The sequence below is a fragment of the Actinotignum timonense genome (genome assembly GCF_030216305.1).
Lineage (GTDB): Bacteria > Actinomycetota > Actinomycetes > Actinomycetales > Actinomycetaceae > Actinotignum > Actinotignum timonense_A.
The window spans coordinates 101,211-119,637 of record NZ_JASOKT010000003.1 but is presented as its reverse complement, the minus strand read 5'-3'; the positions used below and the strand labels follow the sequence as shown (position 1 = coordinate 119,637).

12 protein-coding genes are annotated in these 18,427 nt (G+C 63.9%); 7 read left to right on the top strand and 5 right to left on the bottom strand.

All coding sequences use genetic code 11. The features are described from left to right. Nucleotides 1-21: 21 nt before the first annotated feature. The 5 genes from QP305_RS03215 to QP305_RS03195 form a co-directional block, all read right to left on the bottom strand. Nucleotides 22-1,095, bottom strand: a complete 1,074-nt coding sequence (locus QP305_RS03215) for a hypothetical protein (protein ID WP_284903957.1) — start codon at nt 1,093-1,095, stop codon at nt 22-24. Between the two features lie 69 nt (nt 1,096-1,164). Next, nucleotides 1,165-3,459 (bottom strand): transglycosylase domain-containing protein, encoded by a 2,295-nt coding sequence (locus tag QP305_RS03210; protein ID WP_284903956.1) that lies wholly within the window; start codon nt 3,457-3,459, stop codon nt 1,165-1,167. Nucleotides 3,460-3,630: 171 nt separating this feature from the next. Continuing rightward, a complete protein-coding gene (locus QP305_RS03205) occupies nt 3,631-5,040 on the bottom strand; it encodes an AI-2E family transporter (RefSeq protein WP_284903955.1) in 1,410 nt (469 codons plus the stop codon). Between the two features lie 217 nt (nt 5,041-5,257). Next, the gene (locus QP305_RS03200) at nt 5,258-6,556 is read right to left on the bottom strand and encodes an MFS transporter (protein ID WP_284903954.1); all 1,299 of its coding nucleotides are present in this window, start codon (nt 6,554-6,556) and stop codon (nt 5,258-5,260) included. Further along, nucleotides 6,553-8,046: a CCA tRNA nucleotidyltransferase gene (locus tag QP305_RS03195; protein WP_087070171.1), complete on the bottom strand. Its 1,494-nt coding sequence runs from the start codon at nt 8,044-8,046 to the stop codon at nt 6,553-6,555. Before QP305_RS03195 ends, QP305_RS03200 begins: the two co-directional genes overlap by 4 nt. A 36-nt stretch (nt 8,047-8,082) precedes the next feature. On the opposite strand from QP305_RS03195, the gene QP305_RS03190 reads away from it, so the two are divergent. The 7 genes from QP305_RS03190 to QP305_RS03160 all read left to right on the top strand — a co-directional run bounded on the left by QP305_RS03190 (nt 8,083) and on the right by QP305_RS03160 (nt 18,365). After that, the gene (locus QP305_RS03190) at nt 8,083-8,622 is read left to right on the top strand and encodes an NUDIX hydrolase (protein WP_026428902.1); all 540 of its coding nucleotides are present in this window, start codon (nt 8,083-8,085) and stop codon (nt 8,620-8,622) included. After that, a complete protein-coding gene (locus tag QP305_RS03185; protein WP_284903952.1) occupies nt 8,619-11,168 on the top strand; it encodes a DUF6049 family protein in 2,550 nt (849 codons plus the stop codon). Before QP305_RS03190 ends, QP305_RS03185 begins: the two co-directional genes overlap by 4 nt. A gap of 36 nt (nt 11,169-11,204) precedes the next feature. Then, complete coding sequence (locus QP305_RS03180) at nt 11,205-13,850, top strand: hypothetical protein (protein WP_284903951.1); 2,646 nt, start codon at nt 11,205-11,207, stop codon at nt 13,848-13,850. A gap of 163 nt (nt 13,851-14,013) precedes the next feature. Further along, a complete protein-coding gene (gene trxB, locus QP305_RS03175) occupies nt 14,014-14,988 on the top strand; it encodes a thioredoxin-disulfide reductase (RefSeq protein WP_284903950.1) in 975 nt (324 codons plus the stop codon). 193 nt (nt 14,989-15,181) lie between these two features. Then, nucleotides 15,182-15,805, top strand: coding sequence for a hypothetical protein (locus QP305_RS03170; protein ID WP_284903949.1), 624 nt, complete (start codon nt 15,182-15,184; stop codon nt 15,803-15,805). Nucleotides 15,806-16,034: 229 nt separating this feature from the next. Continuing rightward, nucleotides 16,035-17,318, top strand: coding sequence for a PLP-dependent aminotransferase family protein (locus QP305_RS03165; RefSeq protein WP_284903948.1), 1,284 nt, complete (start codon nt 16,035-16,037; stop codon nt 17,316-17,318). 54 nt (nt 17,319-17,372) lie between these two features. Beyond that, nucleotides 17,373-18,365, top strand: coding sequence for a D-alanine--D-alanine ligase family protein (locus QP305_RS03160; RefSeq protein WP_284903947.1), 993 nt, complete (start codon nt 17,373-17,375; stop codon nt 18,363-18,365). The last annotated feature ends 62 nt before the right edge of the window (nt 18,366-18,427 follow it).

The window sequence follows — 18,427 nt, the reverse complement described above, 5'->3', positions numbered from 1 at the left end:
GCCAGGCAGCACGAGCCCAACTTAGGCAAGCGGCAGGCCGGACTCCGCTCCGGTCACGCGCGCGTGCAGCTCCACCACCTGGGCGGCACGCCCGGTAGGAGCGGGCCCGAACGCAGCAAGGAAGCGCGTGGTGGCGTGGCCGGCGCGAGCGTCGTAGTACTGCGCCAACCACTGTTGCATTTTCTCGCGCGCAACCGGATCGCATAGCGCCGACGACGCATCGTACTCGGGCCAGCGCACGGTCGGCGCCGCCATCCCGACTCGCCAGGGTTTGGCGGTGAGGCGCGCCCGGTAGGATTCGTACACCCGGCACAGGCGCATATAGAGCGGGTCGGAACCGAGCTGGTTGAGGATCATCTGCGCTTCCCCGGAGTCCGCGGCGATGCCCTCGACCGCCACGATAACGCGGAAGCCTTTGAAGGTGCGGTAAACGAAAATCGGCCAGGCCGCATTGAGACGCGCGAAGTGTTCGATGCGGTCAAAGGCGATGAGCTCGGCTTCGATCATGTACTGGCGCACCGGCGCCGTTTCGGTGATGAGCCCCGGGATGGAGGCAGGATCCGGTGCCGGTGCGGGTGCGGCGGGCGACGCGGGTTCCGGTGTGCGGGCCGGTGCCGGTGCGGGATCGAAAGCGGAGCCGGCGGGCCGCTCCTGCTTCTTCGCGCCGAAACCGAAAAGTCGAGCGAAAAAACCGGGCTTGCCGGAGCCGGGCTTACGGGAGCCTCCCGCGCGGGCCGCTTCTTCTAATTCGGGAACGTCCACGTCCGCGATGAGGATATCGGCGGTGTTGAGGACTTCGGCTCCGTAGCGGTTCCGGGTGATAGCGCAGGTGGGAGTGCCGTTCGTTTCGCTGAGCACGGCGAGGATTTCTTCGCGCAGCGGGGTGCCCGGGTAGTATTCCGCGCGGGCTTGGCGTTCGCGCGGAAAATGACCGAGTTCGGCAATGCGATCGACAAGGCGATGCAGCCGCGCCCGCGCGACTTTGTGCGCTTCCTCTTCCGAGTTCGCGGACCAGCCCCATTGCGCCACCGTGGCCGGCCCCGAGGTGGTAGATACCGGGGCGCTTTCCCGCGCCCAGAAGGGATAGATCTTCATGGATCCAGTCTAAAACGCGGGTGGCTCACACTTCGAGAGTGCGGAGCAACCTAGCCCACTAGCCCGCTCCTAACCAACAGCACCGGGAACGCGCTCGCGTTCGGCCGGCTCGGTGGGCAGCGGGATGGTTTCCGTGGGCGGGGCGGGCATCCGGGTGGGCTGCAGCTCCGGGGGCACTGTTGCGCTCGGTTCGGGCTCCGGCTCCTGGGTGGCCGGCGCTGGCTGCTCGGTAGGCTCCGCGCTCGGTTCTGGCGTCGTCGTTACTTCTTCCACCGGTTCGGGGCGCGTGGGGCGGTAGCTGGGGCGCTTGTCCCCAATTAGTTCCGGTTCGGGGAACTTCGGCAGATCCATCTCGCCCGTCACGGCCTTCATGAAGTCCACCCACATATCCACCGGGTAGCCGTTTCCGCCGATACCCCACGGGTAGGCACCCCAGCCGCCCAGCGATTCTTCCTCACCGTTCGGCCCGATCTGGAACATATTCACCGTGGTAATAATCTTCGGGTTGTAGCCCACGAACCACGCGGATTTCAGGTCCGTGGAGGTGCCGGTTTTCCCGGCCACCTGGAAGCCGAGCCGCCCGGCCCGATCCGCGGTCCCGCGCGGGCCGGTGGGCTCCTGGAGCAGCTCGTTGAGGTTATCGGCAACGCGCTGATCGAGCACCCGCTTGCCGGCGGTATCCGCGCGGTACACCACGGTGCCCTGCGCGTCGCGCACCTCGCTGACCAGATGCAGGGGCACACTCACCCCGCGGTTGGCGAAACCGGCGAAGGCCTGGGTGAGCTCCTTATTGGTAGGCGAAGCCGAACCGAGCACATTCGTGAGGGAATTATCCAGGCCCGGCGTAGTTTCCGGGATCCCGGCCTCAATCGCGGCGGCGCGGGTATTGCGCGGCCCCACTTCCTCGTTGAGCTGCGCATAGTAAGTATTCACCGAGTTCGCGGTAGCGGTACGCATATTGATCGTGCCCATATTGGCGTCGTCGAAATTACTGATGGTGATATCGCCAATTTTTAGTTCCGCGGGGGAATTGTAGTAGGTGCCGTCGATGGATTTGCCCTGCTTGAGGGCCGCGAGCGCGCCGAAGGGTTTGAAGGTTGATCCGGCCTGGGCGCGATCCTGCGTGACGGTATTGCGCTGGCGTTCCTGGTAGTCCGCGCCGGCGTACATCGCGTAAATACCGCCGGTGGAAGGATCCGCGGACAGCATGCCCACGTAATTATTCTCCGGGCGGTCCTTGGGGAGCGCATTGACGACGTCGACCGCGGCCTGCTGCATGGTCGGGTCAATTGTGGTGACAATCGTATAGCCGCCCCGGTTGAGGCTGTCCTCGGTAAACTTCTCCGTGGCGATAAGCTCCTGCTGGGCAGCGGCCAAAAGATACCCGTTCGTGCCGCTGAATTGTTTGGCGGCAACGTACTCGATGGTTGCGGGCATGGTGGCGGCCGCGGCCTGCTCGGCGGTGATATAGCCGTCCTCAAGCATGCGGTTAATAACCCGGTCGAAGCGCTGCGCGGCCCGCTCCGGATCCACCGCCGGATCCCAGGCGGAAGGCGCCGGAATAACCGCGGTGAGCAGCGCGGCCTGGTCCAGGCTCAGTTGCGCGGCGGGAATCCCGAAGTAGTTCTGGGCCGCGCTTTCAATCCCGTAGGCCCCGCGCCCGAAGTAAATGGTATTGAGGTAGTTTTCCAGAATGTCCTGTTTGGAGGAGTTGCGGTCCACCTTGACCGCGAGCACGGCTTCTTTCACCTTGCCGATGTAATCGGTGGTGGTGCCCAGGTAGTAATTTTCGACGTACTGCTGGGTGAGGGTGGAGCCGCCCTGCCGCGCCCCGCCGCGAATATTATTAACGACGGCGCGCGCGATGCCACCCAGGTCAATCCCGGAATTGGAGTAGAACGTGCGGTCTTCGGAAGCAACCACCGCATTCCCCACGTAATCCGGCAGGGTTTCCAGGGGGACCGGAGTGCGGTTCACCTCGTACATGCTGCCCAATTCGGTGCTGCCATCGCGGTAGTAGAGAGTGGTTTTTTCCGCGGTCGCAACGTCATCGGGGCTGGGCACGGGCAGGAAAATGTAGAGGGTCACCAGGGCAACCAACCCGCCGAAGCCCAGGGTGAAGAAGAGCCCGAGCACGAAACGCCACGAGGGAATCCAGCGGTGAATCGGCCCTTTGCCGCGGCGCGGGTAATTCCATATCGAGCGCTTGCGGCGCGTTCCGCCCTGCCGCGTTCCGCCCTGCCGCGTTCCGCCCCGGCGTGCCTCGGTCTGACGCGCGCCGGCGCGCCCCGCGGGAGCGGCGTTGCGCCCCGCTTGCGTGCGTGCGCGCCCTTTCTGTGTCCGACCCGTTCGCGTTCCAGCCATCGTTACTCCCTACCGGCGCGTGGTCGCGCCGCGTATCTAGTCTGCCTCAGGTCACGCGCTCGTGGCTAACCCGCGTGGTCCAAGCTACCCGCGGCGCTTGCGGCCCGCCGCCCCTGCGGCGAACCGCGCCGCCCCGCGCCGAAGCGCAGTTGCGCGGCGCCGGAGCCGCAGCTACCCGCGGATCCCTTTCTTACGACGCCGCGAAATCTTCCGCAGGTCACGCATCTTGGTCCGCACCTCGGAATCCCGCGAGGTGAAATCCCGGTAGATCTCCCGCACCGGCTCATCAAGATCGTAAATGCCGCGTTCCGCCCGGGTTTTCGCATTCGATTCGGGCACCAGGAAAGCCTCCACCCAGCGCGAACGCGACGACGAATCCACGAAAATCGCCTTGACAAACAGGGTGAGCGGAACAGCAAGAATAGTTCCGAGCGGCCCGAGCACCACCGCCCAGAACAGCAGCGATAGGAACGTGACGGTGGTGGACAAGCCCACCGCATCTCCCACGATCTTCGGCTGCAGCACGCCCTGAATCGTGACGTTGAGGAAAGTGAAAATCACCAGAATCCACAGCGCGGTAGCCGGCCCGCTATCCACCAGCCCCATAAGCGCCGGCGGGATCACGCCGAGGATAAAACCAATATTCGGAATGTAATTGGTGACGAAGGTCCACAGCGCCCAGGCCAGCGCCAGCGGAATGCCCAGCCACATCATTACGAAATAATTGAGGGTGGAGACCAGCAACCCGAAAAGCGTGGCCACCAGCCAGTATTGGCGCACCCGCCCCTCGAAGGAGGCCAGGGCACGGTAGAGGTCCGGATCGTGATCACGCACAATATGGGCACGCGCCGGCACGGACAGAGTGTCAATGGTGATGAAGAAAATCGCGAGCGCCAGCACAAACATGAGGCTCCCCACGCTCATGAGCGCCCCGGATGCCTGGCTGAGCAGCGAAATAATCGTGTCCATATTGAGCACGTCACCCAGGCGCTGGCTGAGCTGATCGGTGCTCAGCCCCAGGCTTTCCAGCCAGGTCATGGTGTCCTGGAAGAGCTTGGTGAATTTATCTTCGTAGCTCATGAGGGTGCGCGGCAGCCCGGCCAGCGACCACGCCGTCAAACCCACCACCGCGAGGAGCACCACCACAATAATGGAGACGGTCAGCGTTCCGGACAGCCACCGCGGCACGTGATGGCGCAGCAGCAGGCGATGCACCGGGCGCACCGTCAGCACCAGGGTGAGGGCCAGGAACACCGGCCCCACAAAATCGTGAATGAGGTAGAGGCCCACGCATACGATCGTGAGGAGCGCCGCCGCGTGCAGCAGCTTCACCCCGAAATCCCCGCCGCTACTTGAATCCGCGCCGCGGCTGGCCTCCGAGTTGCCAGAGCCGCCGTGTTCACCGCCACCGGAATGTTCCGCATCGCTTGCCTTACCCAAGGCCGACGACGCCGCCCCTCCCGCGCTCTCCTCGCCGCCGCTATCGCTACCCGCCCGGGAGCCCGCAACCTGAGTGGGCAGGGTGTTAATAGCCTGGGCAATGCGATCACGTGGAATATCACCTGGTCGAGTGGCGGCCATAGGATCCTCCGTCCTGGTGGGAGTCCCGGTGGCGAATGCGCGCCGGGTCATTTACCTCTTATCTTGCCAGTTTTCCGCGCTCCGCACGGATTCCCGCGCCCCGCGGGGAAAGGAGCACGCGGGCCGCGGTGGCGGCGTCGTACCACAAACGCGGCGGCCAGGGCGAAACTGCGGCAGCTAGAACGGAACCACCGCAGTTAGCGCGGAACAGCCGCGGCTAGGGCGTGACCGGAGCGGGCCGCCCGCCGCTGGCGCGCACGAACAGCGCGTACGCTCCGGCCACGCACCACACCATCACGATGAGGGCGAGCTGTACTTCGCGCGACCACCCGATGGTCGGTAGCACCAGAATCGCCACCCCGGCGGCGATGCATTCCGAGATATTGAAAAGCACGTCGTAAATGGAGAAGGCGCGGCCGCGGAACTCATCCACGGTATCGGATTGCACGATGGTATCCACCGCGATTTTGGCGCCCTGCACCCCGATCCCGAAAATAAAGAGCCCGGCCATCACCCAGGTCAGATTCGTGGTGGCCGCGATAATTGCCTGCCCGGCGGTGCCGCCCACCAGCGCGCATACCACCCACCAGCTCGGGCTCATGCGCTCGTGGGCGAGGGGCGTGAGGATGATCGACACCCCGTGCCCGAGCACCATCATGCCCAGCAGCATCCCGAAATAGGCGATGCCGGCGTCGGCATTGGCCGGGTCGGCGTAGAGGTTGCGGCCTGCCAGCACGATGGTGATGAGCTGCATTCCGTATACGAAACGGTGCAGGGACATGGTGGTGAGGGCCGCGGCCGGGGTGCGCCGGGCAATGAGGTAGCGTAGCGCCGCCACCAGATCGCGCGCCGCCGCCAGCAGCGCGGTGCCGAACGAACCGCGCGGGCGGGTATGCGGGCCTAACTCGTCGCGCCCCAACAGGCTCGCCACCCCCGATCCGCCCAGGTAGAGCGCCAGCGCACACACCAGCGCCCCCACTTTTTGCATCTCCTCCCCGGGCAGGGCCAGCCGCAGGAAGAAGGCGAGAATCGCGCCCAGCGCGGTGGAGGCACCCCCGAGGGTCGGCACCAGGGAATTCGCCACCAGGAGCCGCTCGCGCGACTCCACCACATTCGGCAGCCCCGCGCTCATGCAGGCCAGCAGAATCCGGTTGAGCCCGAGGGTCACGAGGGCTAGCACGTAGGTCAGCCACACGATATTCGCCAGTGTGGTCACCACCAGCGCCGCCGTGAGGGCGGCCCGGATCTGGTTGCCGTACACCAGGATTTGGCGGCGGCGCCACCGGTCAATAAAGGGACCGGTAAAAGGCCCCACCAGGGAGAAGGGCAGCAGCAGCACCACGAGGGACAGCGCCACCCCGTGCACATCCGCGCTCGCGGCCGGGTTGAAGAAGAAAAGCGAGGCCAGGCCGATTTGGAACATGCCGTCCCCGCACTGGGTGACGAGCCGGACCGAGAGCAGCTTGAGGAAGCCCCGCGAGCGGGCCAGGGAGCGCAGATCGCCAACGAGTTTCACTGGGCGTCCCACCATTCCAGCAGGCGCTTTTCGGCTTCCTCCACACCCAGCGGGCCTTCGTCCAGGCGCAGGGAGAGCAGGTACTGGCGGGCTTTGCCCACCTGCGGGCCAGGCTCAAGGCCGAGCAGCTCCATAATGCGGGTGCCGTCAATATCGGGGCGCACCGCCTCGAGTTCCTCGCGTTCGCGCAGCTCGATAATGCGGCGTTCCAGTTCGTCATTCGCGGCGTGCAGGCGCGCCACCCGCCGCCGGTTCTGGGAGGTGATATCGGCGCGGATGAGGCGCAGCAGGCGCGGGAGGAGCTCCCCGGCATCGCGCACGAACCGCCGTACCGCGCTATCGGTCCAGTCGTGTTCGCCAAATCCGAAAGCCCGCAGGTGCAGCTCGACCAGCCGCGCCACGCTTTTCGTCGTCGTTTTATCAAAACGCAGTTCACGCATGCGCGCGCGCGTCATTTTCGCGCCCACCACATCGTGGTGGCGGAACGTGACCGAACCGTCGCTTTCGAAACGGCGGGTGGCCGGCTTGCCGATATCGTGGAAAAGCGCGGCCAGGCGCAAAATAAGATCCGGGCCGGGCACCTCCTCATCCTCCAGCGCGATGGCGTTATCAACCACCTGGAGGGTGTGCTGGTACACGTCCTTGTGGCGGTGCTGGGCGTCCACGGTATCGGTGAGCGCCGCGATTTCCGGCAGCACGCGCTCGGCCACCCCGGTGTACACCAGCAGCTCAATGCCGCGGCGCGGGGCGGGCGCGGTCATGAGGCGTTCCAGTTCGGCGCGGATGCGTTCCTGGGAGACGATCTCCAAGCGCTCGGCGTAATCGGCCATGGCCCGCAGCACATCGGGAGCCACATCGAAACGCAGCTGCGCGGCGAAACGCGCGGCCCGCATGATCCGCAGCGGATCGTCATCGAAGGACTGCGCCGCGGTCACCGGCGTGCGCAGCTGCCCGGCGAGGAGGTCATCCACCCCGCCGCACGGGTCCACCAGTTCGAGGCTGGGCAGGCGCACCGCCATCGCGTTCACGGTGAAATCGCGCCGGGTGAGGTCACCTTCGAGGTTGTCACCAAAATCCACATCGGGTTTGCGCGAACCGATGGTGTACGTATCGGAGCGGTACGTTGTTACTTCGACGACGACGTCACCGCGCCGCGCCCCCACCGTGCCAAATTCCCGCCCGATATCCCAGGTGGTTCCCCACTGGGCGAGGAGTTTTTCGGTGGTTTCCGGGCGGGCGGAGGTGGTCAAATCGAAGTCGTGAATGGGGGCGCCGAGGAAGGCATCGCGAACCGGGCCGCCCACGAGGGCCAATTCTTCGCCGTGATCTGAGAAGATAGAAGCTAGTTGCAAGATGTCGTCCGGGATATTCGCCAGGGCGCGCTGGCCTGCCAGGAGCAGGAGGGCGCGGCGCTGGCCCGGAGGCATATCGTCCGTTGTTGGAGTCTTCGGAGTCTGTTGAGAAGTGGTCACCCTTAAAGGTTGCCACATCTGGGGGCCCTGACCGTTAGTTGTAGTGTTAGAGGTATGTCGAAGTCAGCACCGTTGCCCTCCAAGTTCGGGGGCCGTAGATCCTGGAGGCGCGCCGCTGCCGTGCACCAGGCTTCTGCGCGGCGCCACTCTCTTCCGGTGGTGAACGAAACGAGTGCCGGGGGAATTGTGATCGGGGTGCGCGGCGGGAAGGCCTACGTGGCGGTGATCGCGCGGCGCAACCGCGGCGGGCGGCTGGAGTGGTGCCTGCCCAAGGGGCACCTGGAAGGTAATGAAACACCCGAAGAAGCCGCCGTGCGGGAAATCGCGGAGGAAACCGGGATTACCGGGCGGGTGCTCATGCATTTGGCCACTATTGATTACTGGTTCTCCGGCACCAACCACCGCGTCCATAAAGTTGTGCACCACTTTTTATTGGAGGGGATGTCCGGGCATATCACTGTTGATAACGACCCGGATCACGAAGCGGAAAAGGCCGAGTGGGTGCGCCTGGATCGGGTAGCCTCCCGCCTCGCCTATCCCAATGAACGCCGTATCGTGGCCTCGGCCCGCGCGATTCTCGCGGGGGAGGAATGATGTGGCGGGGCGCGCTTGCCGGGGCCGTGGCGGCCTGGGTGCCGCTGGGTGCTATTGGGTTGGCGGGTGCGCAAGGTTTAGCCGCGCAGGCGCTTCCCGCGCAACATTCGCCCGCGCAACATTCGCCCGTGCACGCTCTTCCGGGTCAGGTTCTTCCCGCGCGCCCGGCCGCCGCACCCAGCGTTGAGATCGTGGACGTGGGCGCCCCGGTGCTCGGCGCGGACGCTACCCTCACCCTCACCGCCACCGTGACGAATTCCACCACGGAAACCCGCCATCTCAATTCGGTCTCGCTCTATATCCAGCGCTACGTACCGTCCTCGCGCAGCGCGGTGCTCAGCTTCATGCGCGCGGAACCCGCCGGCCTGGCCCTGTATGACACCCTCACCCCGGATGCGGATATTGCGCCGGGCACTTCCACCCGCGTCACCTTTTCGATTCCGCGGGAGCGGATTCCCGCCGAGTGGGGGCCGCGCGGGGTCCAGGTGAGTGCCGTGGTGGACGGGGAAACTGCCACGGACCGTAGTTTTATTGTCACTGCTCCGGGCGACGACGCCGCGCCAGCCCCCATCAGCGCAATTGTGCCGATCACGCGCTCCCTGAGCGATGTGAGCAGTGCCCCGGCCCTCGAGGAGCAGGTCTACACCAGCCTCACCGCGCCCTCGGCCAGCCCGCAGCCGCCGGCCGCGGTGCCGGCTCCGGCTTCAGCTTCGGCAAGCACGCCCACGCCGAGCGCCACGTCCGCTGCCGACCCGGCGGCGAGCGCCGCGCCAGCCGCGCCGTCGGTTTCGCAGGGGGCGAGTTCCCCGGCTGCGCCGTCGGCCCCGAATAAAACGCCCACGGCTTCGGCTCCCTCTTCGCCTTCGGGTTCCGCGGCGGAGGCCGGGCAGTTGCCCCATCGCTTGCAGACTTTGAACTATTTTGCGCACCCGGGGGTAAGCGCGGCCGTTGATCCGCTGCTCATCGCGGGTGATCCGGAGCGGGCCGCGTTGCAAACTTTTGCGTCCGCGGCCGAGACCAGCGTGTTCTTCGGTTTGGGGGCGGACGTGGATGCCGCGGCGCTCACCCATGCGGGGCGCGCGGATAAGCTCGCTCTGGCGCGGCAGGATGCGGTGCAGGCGGCGCAGACTTCCGGATTTGCGGCGCGTTCCGATATTGCGGTCACGGCGCTGGGGGTGGATCGGGCCACCGCGCGGGCGCTGCGCGATGCGGGGGCCGCGGCGCTCATCACCACCGATGTGGATGCGGCGCACGCCTCCTGGCTCAGCCCGAGCGGGCGGGTGAATATTCCGCTCGCCGCGGACGGGAGTGATACGTGTTCGCTGAGCGAGGCTCGCGGTGATGCGGAGGAGTCCGGGGCGGGTGCCGCGAGCGGCGCGGCCGGCGCAAACGATGCCGCGGGCGATGCAAACGAAACCGCCGATGCGGATGAAGCCGCGGCGCTGCGCGCGGACGGCGTGCTCTCCGCCCTGGTGCAGGGCTATTTGCCCAGTTCGGATGAGGCAAATGTGCTGGCCTCCGGGGGTGGGGAAGGTTTGCCGGAAGCTGCCGGGAGCCGGCTCTCCGCTATCGACGCCCGCCAAACAGCTCTCGCGCTGTCGGCCGCCACCTACCGGGAACTGCCCGCCGCGCCGCGCGCCCAGGTAGTGCTGGTGGATCGGCCGGAAAGCGGGGCGCTAGCCCGGGCCGGGGCGCTGCCGGATCGCGATATCGGGGCCGCGCTCGGGGCGCTCACGAGTGCGCCGTGGTTGGCACCCACCGCGGCCGGGGATCTTCTTGACGCGCCCGCGGCCGGGTGTGCCCAGCTTCCCGAGGAACGCGTGCTTCCCGGGGAGATTTCCGCGGCAATGGTCGCCCGGGGCGATGCGCATGTCACCACAATTTCCACCACCGCTGCTCTTACCCCGGCACCCGCTAGTATCACCGGGCCGGTCACCCATCACGCCGCGCAACTGGCGGGGGTGGCGCTCCGCGACCACCACGCGCAGCGTGAGGAGCTATCCGCGCAGCTCACGCAGCTCGCCGAGGAGATGGCCGGTGCCGTCACGGTGCAGCCCTCCTCCACGATTAACATCATTTCGGAAAACGCGGATTTGCCCGTGCACGTGCATAATTCGCTGCCCGTTCCGGTGGGCGCGGTAGTGGAATTGCGCGCCGAAGATTTCCGCATTGTGCCCTCCGATCCCGTTGCGGCAACGATCCCGCCGGCCACCTCCGTCACAGTGGCGGTGCCGGTGCAGGCATCCGGCTCGGGGAATGTCACGGTGACGGCCGCGGTCACCGACCCGGTGGGCACCGCGATCGGCGCGGTGCAAGATATTAATGTGCGGGTGCGCGCCGGCTGGGAAACCACGGGAACGTATATTATTGGCACACTCCTCGGGGTGCTCTTGCTCGGTGGGATCGCACGCAGCCTGCGTAGCGGGCGGCGTTCGGGCGGCGTCGACCCTGAAAAACATCTCCACAATTTACGTGAGGCTAGCGCGGCGGAAGAAGCCGGGCCGCGCGCCGTCGATAAACTGCGCGAGGAACACGAAATACCATAGGAGTAATGTGGCCGCGAGGCACGGCAAGGAGGAACTGTGAGCGCCATCGGAACCAGGGGCATGACTCTCGCCGGTCGCTACCGCCTGGAGAATTTGTACGAGGAGCAACTCGATATTGCGGGTACCGAGCAGTGGTACGCCGTGGATGACGCGCTCGGCACCGCGGTGCGGGTGCTGCTCATCGGGGATATTCCCACGCGCGCGGATGCGCTGGACGCGGCGCGGCGCACCGGGTTGCTCGACGACGCGCATATCGTGCGCACGCTCTCCGTCGGCGAAAATTTCGTGGTGAGCGAGATTCCGTTGGGTACCTCGCTCACCGGGTACGTGCACGGGGAGGGTTTCGCGCCCGAGCAGGCCAAAGCTGTGGTGTGCGAGCTCGCCGCGATTCTCACCCAGGTTTCCGGGCGCGGTATGCGGCATTTGCGTATTACGCCCTCGCGGGTGCGGGTGGGCGACGCCGGGGATGTGTACCTGGACGGCATCGGTATTGACGCAGCTCTGGCCGGTGCGCGCACGGATGAATACGATCCGGCCAGCCTCAATAACGCCGAGGCCGCGGACCTGGTGCTGTTCCTGGCGACCCTGCTTGAGGGCGCCCAGGCGGATGAGACCACCCTCGAGGCGCTGGCGCGCGATGATTCGCTGCCCGATGATATTCGGGAGGTTTTCCGGCGCACGCTTTCCCCGGAGCGCTTGCTTTCCCCCGGGGAGGTATTGCGCAGCCTCGTGCCGTTCAACCGGCCTGACCTGCGGGAATTCCCCGATCCGGTGCTGGTAGCGCCGCAGCTGCCCGGCGGCGGGGATTCCCGTTTCGGTTTCGACCCGCTGGGCGGGCACGTGCGCGGGGGCGCGATTGGCCGCGTCACCTTGGGTTCCAGTCACGTTTCCTTCGGCGCCGAAGATTCTGAGCACGACGACGCCGCAGCTGCCACCAGTGCATCCGGCGAGGCGGCGGAGTTGAGTGAGGCTGGTGAAGCTGGGGACTTCGGCGGGCCGGGCGAATCTGGTGACTCTGGCGAGGCTTCCAAAACCGGCGAGAGATCCGATGATCCTGGTAAGCCAGTCGAAGCCGATGAAACGTCCGAAGCTGATGAGACTCCCGCGGCTCCTTCAGCCGCATCGGCCTCCTCCGCTATTGGATCCCAAGAATTGGATCCTGAGGGCGTATCCGGGGCGAATTTCGAAGGCGACGTTGATACCGAATTAGGTATTACCGCAGCTCCGGAAGTAGAGCTCCACCCGCAGTGGGTCTCCCCGGAGGAATTCCGCGATGAGGAGGAAACCGAGCGGGATTCCGAGGCCAGCTCCCCAGCCGGATCGGAGCTTCATGCCGAGCAATCTTCAGCGCCGGATTCCCCCATCGAGGAAACGGAAGTAAACACTGTTTACGCCGATCGTGGTGAAACCAAGACTGAAGAAACTCCCGCGATCAACATCGATAGCCACAGTGGTCATGCTGCCGGTGGCGGCGTCGTCGCTCAGGATGCCGCAACTCCGCGGTTCCAGCCGCATTTCCCCTCGCTACGCGAAGCGGAACGTGAGCTGGAAGAATGCGAACGTGAGGCGGCGGAACATGAGGCCGCCGCGCGTGCCGCTGCTGAACGCGAAGCCGCTCGGCACGAAAGCGCAGAACGCGAAGCCGCCGCAGCGGAACGCGAGCGCGATTCCGCTCCCACGGTTGCGATAAACAGTGTTCACAGCGGGGCGAGCCCGCAGCGGCGTTCTATTATGAACGTCGGCGATGAGGAAGACGCCGGCCAATCTGAGCGAGCGAATAAGTCCGCCGCCGCGGCCGGAGCTGCTGCATCGGCCGTTCCCGCAGCCGCCACTCCCGTGCCCACAGCTCCCGCGCCCGCAGCACCTCAGGCAGCGTCACGTATTCACTCGGTTTCGGCGGCTGCGCGCGCGAGTTCCGCTCCGGCGAAAGTCGCTGCCCGCACCCGCGGGGATCGCAAGCCGGCCACTCGGCCGCCCGCTCCTTCGCGGCCGATTATCGCCGATGAGGAAAACGGGCGGGCCCTCGGATCGCGCATTTTCGATTCCTCCAAGCTCATCGTTGCGGGCGCCATTGGCCTGGTCGCAGTGGCTTTGTATTTCGCGGTGACCACATTCTTCCGGCCCACGGACGTGTCCACCCGCCCGCCGGTGATTTCCGCTGCGCCTTCTGCCTCGGCCGATGCGCCGGGTTCGGAAGGCCCGGGTGCCCAGCCGGGAGCGAGTGCAGCGCCCACGCCCAGCTCCGCCACTCCGCAGATCGTTTCGGCGAATCTTCTCAACCCGCAGAAGAGCGAGGCAGACGAGGATTATCCGAAGACGCTCCCGCTGGCCATCGACAAGAATCCGGCAACGGAATGGGCCAGTTGGGAATACCTGCGCAATCCGAAGTTCGGCCTGCTCAAGGACGGTGTCGGGATTGAGCTGCGCTTGGCGAAGCCTTCCACCGTCAAGGAAGTGACCTTGCAGCTGAGCGGCCAGGGCGGGAATGTGCAGTGGCGTGATACCACCGCGGATCAACCCAGCGGTGGCACCGTGGTGACCGAAGGCCCGATGAGCGCGAAAACAACGCTTACTGCACCAACACCAGTAAACAGTGATCACGTGGTGTTGTGGTTCACTGAATTGCCGAAGAATGCAGCTGGGCAGTTCAAATTGCAGATTTCTGAGATCACCGTGAAATAAACGGTGTTTACAGACGGGCTGTATCGACAGCGTTGACAGACAGCGTTGACAGACAGCTGGGAATAGCCATGCACCCCGGGACGTTGTATCCAATGATGTGCCCGATGGGGAGCGGTGTGCTCGCGCAACGCGGCACGCTCACTCACAAGAACACAGGAGAAATATGACCGAGAGCGATATTCGTGACGTCATCATCGTCGGATCGGGGCCGGCAGGCTGGACCGCCGCGCTGTACACCGCACGCGCGGGCCTCAAGCCGCTGGTGATCGGCGGCGCCATCGATGCCGGTGGCGCACTCATGACCACCACCGAGGTGGAAAACTACCCCGGCTTCCCAGATGGGATTTTCGGGCCCGACCTCATGGCCAATATGCAGCAGCAGGCCGAAAAGTTCGGTGCCGAAATGGAGTACGACGACGCCCTCTCCATGGACCTGAACGGCGATGTCAAGATCGTGCGCACCGATGAATCCGAATTCCGGGCCCGCACGGTCATCTTGGCTCTCGGGTCGGCCTACAAGAAGCTCGGTCTGGATGGCGAGACCATGTTCGCCTCCCGCGGGGTTTCCTACTGCGCCACCTGCGATGGCTTCTTCTTCAAGAATCAGGAAATCGCCGTGGTGGGCGGCGGGGATAGCGCCGTCACAGACGCCCTCTTCCTCACCCGCTTCGCGACCAAGGTACACGTGATCCACCGGCGCGATGAGCTGCGCGCCTCGAAGATCATGGCGGATCGCCTCCTGGCCGACCCCAAGATCGTCATGCACTGGAACAGCGAAATCACCGATATTCGCGGGGAAGACGGCGGTTCCATGAACGCGCTCACCCTCCACAACAACGTGACCGGGGAAGATTCGAACCTCGATGTGACCGGCCTTTTCGTGGCCATCGGTCACCTCCCGCGTACGGAAATTCTTGGGGGACAGCTTAAATTGGACGACGGCGGCTATATCGTCGTGAACCACCCGCACACCGAAACCTCGATTCCCGGAGTTTTCGCCTGCGGGGATGTCGTGGATCGGTACTACCGCCAGGCTATTTCCGCAGCTGGCACCGGGTGCCGGGCGGCTCTCGATGCAGAACGCTACCTTGAAAACCTCGCAGCTCAGCAGGCTGCCGCAGGTGGGAGCGCTGCGTAATTCAGCGCGGGGTACTGCTTATTTATTTAGAAAACCGGCGAGGTGGATCAGAAATCCGCCTCGCCGGTTCGCGTTTAGGATGGTTGCTAAGGTTCCACCCGCCCGGCCGGAAGGAGGTGCCATGGCCACGTATCGACCTATGGTTCCAACTTTGCTGCTCTATACAGCTTCGTGGGTTCCCTATGATCGGCCAATGCGCGTAATTTTCGAGGAGAGCGTCGTCGACCTTCATCGTTTAATACCGGACGTAAGCTTCGACGCATGGTGCGTCAACCTGGACGTTCTCACTCAGCCACCCGTGGGCCCGCGGCGCAACTCCGAAACCACCGCTGCTACCGGAGCGGATGCCGAGACCCAGCACATTCTGCCCGGTGGCCTTCCGGAACATCAGATCGATTTTTCCGAGCTCTCCGCGCAAGTAACCCACGCAATTCAGCACGCTCTGGGTTATGGAGATATCGATCCCGCGGAAGATGAGCCGGCGGATTGTGGGCACGCGAATGGGGATCCCGCGAAAGCCGACTTTACCGATGCTCGCGCCACTGATACTGGCGCTTCGGATTCTGGCCCCACGAACGATGCCGTTCCTGAAACGCACGCGTCGAATCCGTGGGAGGAAGTCGCTTCTGTTATCCCGCGGCTCGAATGGCTGCCGACCCTGCTCCTTGTCTACCAGGGCAAGGAATATGCGCGGTTCGCGGGGCTGGTTCCCAAACTTGAAATTCGCGCTAAACTCCTGGACCAGCTCCCCCGCCTCGCGAAACTTGCGAAAGTCGAGAAACTCGGGAAACTCGGGAAACTCTCGGCTTCCGAATAAACGCAGTGCTGACACGGGCCTTTCTTTGCGGGTACGCTACTACCCCATAGGACTCACACGTCCGGGCCGGCGATAGTTCTACGGTAGCTCCGCGGTAGTCCCGTGGTTGTCTTGTGGCCATCCCGTGGCTGCCCCGCGATTGAGTGATGCACAAAGCACACCAGCGGAGATTGTTTTATCACGGCCCCGAGCGTGGCACACTTAGTGTGTTAAAAGAGAAGGAGAACGTATGGGCGAGCAGCACGCCGGTCCCGGATTTACCAGACTTGATCCATGGTACAATGTCTATGCTGATCGAGCTTTAGGAATGAAGCAATCTGAGGTTCGTCAGCTTTTCGCAGTTGCAAATCGCCCTGAAGTTGTGTCTCTTGCAGGCGGAATGCCTAATATTAGCGGGCTACCTCTGGACTTCCTCGCGGAGATGACCGCGCGGCTCATCCGGAATAACGGCGCCAAGATGCTACAGTACGGCGGTGGCCAGGGCACTGAAGAGCTCCGCGAAATGATCGTGGAGGTCATGCGGCCCGAAGGTATTCGCGCCCATCCGGACGATATCAATATTACGACCGGCAGCCAGCAGGCTCTCGATCTTGTTTCCCAAATTTTCATTAACCCGGGCGATGTTGTTATTGCCGAAGCTCCTTCCTATGTTGGGGCGCTGGGAACTTTCCGGGCCTACCAAGCCCATGTGGTGCACGTGGAGATGGATGCCAACGGCCTGATTCCGGAACAGCTTGAGGAAACCATCAAGGATTTGGAAGCCGTCGGGAAGCCCATCAAATTCCTGTACACCATCCCCAATTTCCATAACCCAGCCGGCGTGAGCCAATCTGAGGAACGCCGCCGGCGCATTGCCGAGATCTGCGATAAACACCATGTTCTTATCGTGGAAGATAATCCCTATGGTCTGCTTGGTTTTGACGGCGATCCGATTCCCGCCATCCAGACCTTCAACCCGGATGGTGTTGTATACCTGGGATCTTTCTCCAAGACCTTCGCGCCTGGGTTCCGGGTGGGTTGGGCGTTGGCCCCGGCCGCGCTCAGCGCGCGTCTCACCCTCGCCGCGGAAAATGCGATCCTGTGTCCAACCACCTTCGGCCAGCTCGCTATCGCCGAGTATTTGCGAACCTATGACTGGTATCAGCAGGTCAAGGAATACCGCGGCATGTACGCCGAGCGGGGGCAGGCTATGCAGGCCGCGCTCGAAAAATACATGCCCATGTGCACGTGGAATAAGCCGCGCGGTGGCTTCTATACCTGGGTCAAACTGCCCGGCGGCCTCAATGCGCATGAAATGCTTCCCCGCGCGGTGAAGAACCTCGTCGCGTATGTTTCCGGCACTGCTTTCTTTGCCGACGGCCAGGGTAGCGACCATATGCGCCTGTCCTTCTGCTATCCCACCCCGGAACGCATTACCGAGGGCGTGCGCAGGCTTGGCGAAGTTATTAGCCAAGAAAATGATTTAGTCCAGATGTTCGGCGTGGATGATTCCTCGCCACAGGCAACGAAGTAATTCGATTGCTATCGGTTCTCATCACTGATGAGTAGAGTGAAGTCCGGAGGGAAAATGGACAATATTCTTACCGTTGCTATTCTTGCCGGTGGTCTCACGCACGAACGCGATGTGTCGCTGAGTTCGGGGCGTCGGGTCGCCACACTCCTGCGGGAAGCGGGCGCGCAGGTCAAGGTTCTCGATGTTGATGCAACCCTGCTTCAGCGCCTCAGCTCCATGAATCCTACGGTCGTGTGGCCGTTGGTGCACGGCGCGACCGGGGAAGACGGAGCTCTTCAAGATCTGCTTTCTCTCAGCGGGTACCGTTTTGTAGGGTCGACGGCGAACGCCGCGCGAATCGCTTCTAATAAAACGGTCGCACAATCGCTTTTGCGCCACGCCGGGCTTGCCGTGCCGTGGTCGGTCAGCTTCCCGGAAGCTCTTTTCCGCGAGGTTGGGGTCGCACCCATTCTTGATCTTCTCGGGGAACGCTATGAATTCCCGCTGGTGGTGAAGCCGAATTTGGGCGGGTCAGCACTGGGTGTGACCATTGTTGATAAGCCAGGGGACCTCCCCCGGGCGATGGTCGATTGCTTCGCCTACGGGGAAGAAGCGCATGTCGAAACCTTTATCGATGGAACGGAAGTTTCCGTTTCGGTTATTGACGGGCCGGAAGGGCCTATCGCGCTTCCTCCAGTCGAAATCGAAACCGATGGACCTTATGATTACGACGCGCGCTACTTCGCCGGTCGCGCTAAGTACTATGTACCCGCTCGTCTTTCCGATGAGGAAGAGGCACGGGTTACCGAAGCCGCGCTCATGGCGCATACCACCCTCCGACTTCGCGATGTTTCCCGGATTGACCTCATCGTGAAAGAAGATACTCCGTATGTCATCGATGTGAATATCGCACCGGGAATGACGGAGACTTCACTGCTTCCCCAAGCTGTTGAAGCATATGCGCGCGAGAATGGGACCAGCCCCGAATCGCTCTACCTGCAAATCCTGCACCGCGCAGCGGATCGGGATGTCAGCGAGCCGGAAGACCTCCCTGAAATGGCGAAGTAGCGGCATAGGAACTCCAGGAAAGTCTCCAAGCAGCGGGCAATGTTTCACGTGAAACATTGCCC

Coding starts and splice junctions, on each gene's coding strand:
- QP305_RS03215 (WP_284903957.1), bottom strand. CDS start 1,095: ATGAAGATCTATCCCTTCTGGGCGCGGGAAAGCGCCCCGGTATCTACC.
- QP305_RS03210 (WP_284903956.1), bottom strand. CDS start 3,459: ATGGCTGGAACGCGAACGGGTCGGACACAGAAAGGGCGCGCACGCACG.
- QP305_RS03205 (WP_284903955.1), bottom strand. CDS start 5,040: ATGGCCGCCACTCGACCAGGTGATATTCCACGTGATCGCATTGCCCAG.
- QP305_RS03195 (WP_087070171.1), bottom strand. CDS start 8,046: ATGTGGCAACCTTTAAGGGTGACCACTTCTCAACAGACTCCGAAGACT.
- QP305_RS03190 (WP_026428902.1), top strand. CDS start 8,083: ATGTCGAAGTCAGCACCGTTGCCCTCCAAGTTCGGGGGCCGTAGATCC.
- QP305_RS03185 (WP_284903952.1), top strand. CDS start 8,619: ATGATGTGGCGGGGCGCGCTTGCCGGGGCCGTGGCGGCCTGGGTGCCG.
- trxB (WP_284903950.1), top strand. CDS start 14,014: ATGACCGAGAGCGATATTCGTGACGTCATCATCGTCGGATCGGGGCCG.
- QP305_RS03170 (WP_284903949.1), top strand. CDS start 15,182: ATGCGCGTAATTTTCGAGGAGAGCGTCGTCGACCTTCATCGTTTAATA.
- QP305_RS03165 (WP_284903948.1), top strand. CDS start 16,035: ATGGGCGAGCAGCACGCCGGTCCCGGATTTACCAGACTTGATCCATGG.
- QP305_RS03160 (WP_284903947.1), top strand. CDS start 17,373: ATGGACAATATTCTTACCGTTGCTATTCTTGCCGGTGGTCTCACGCAC.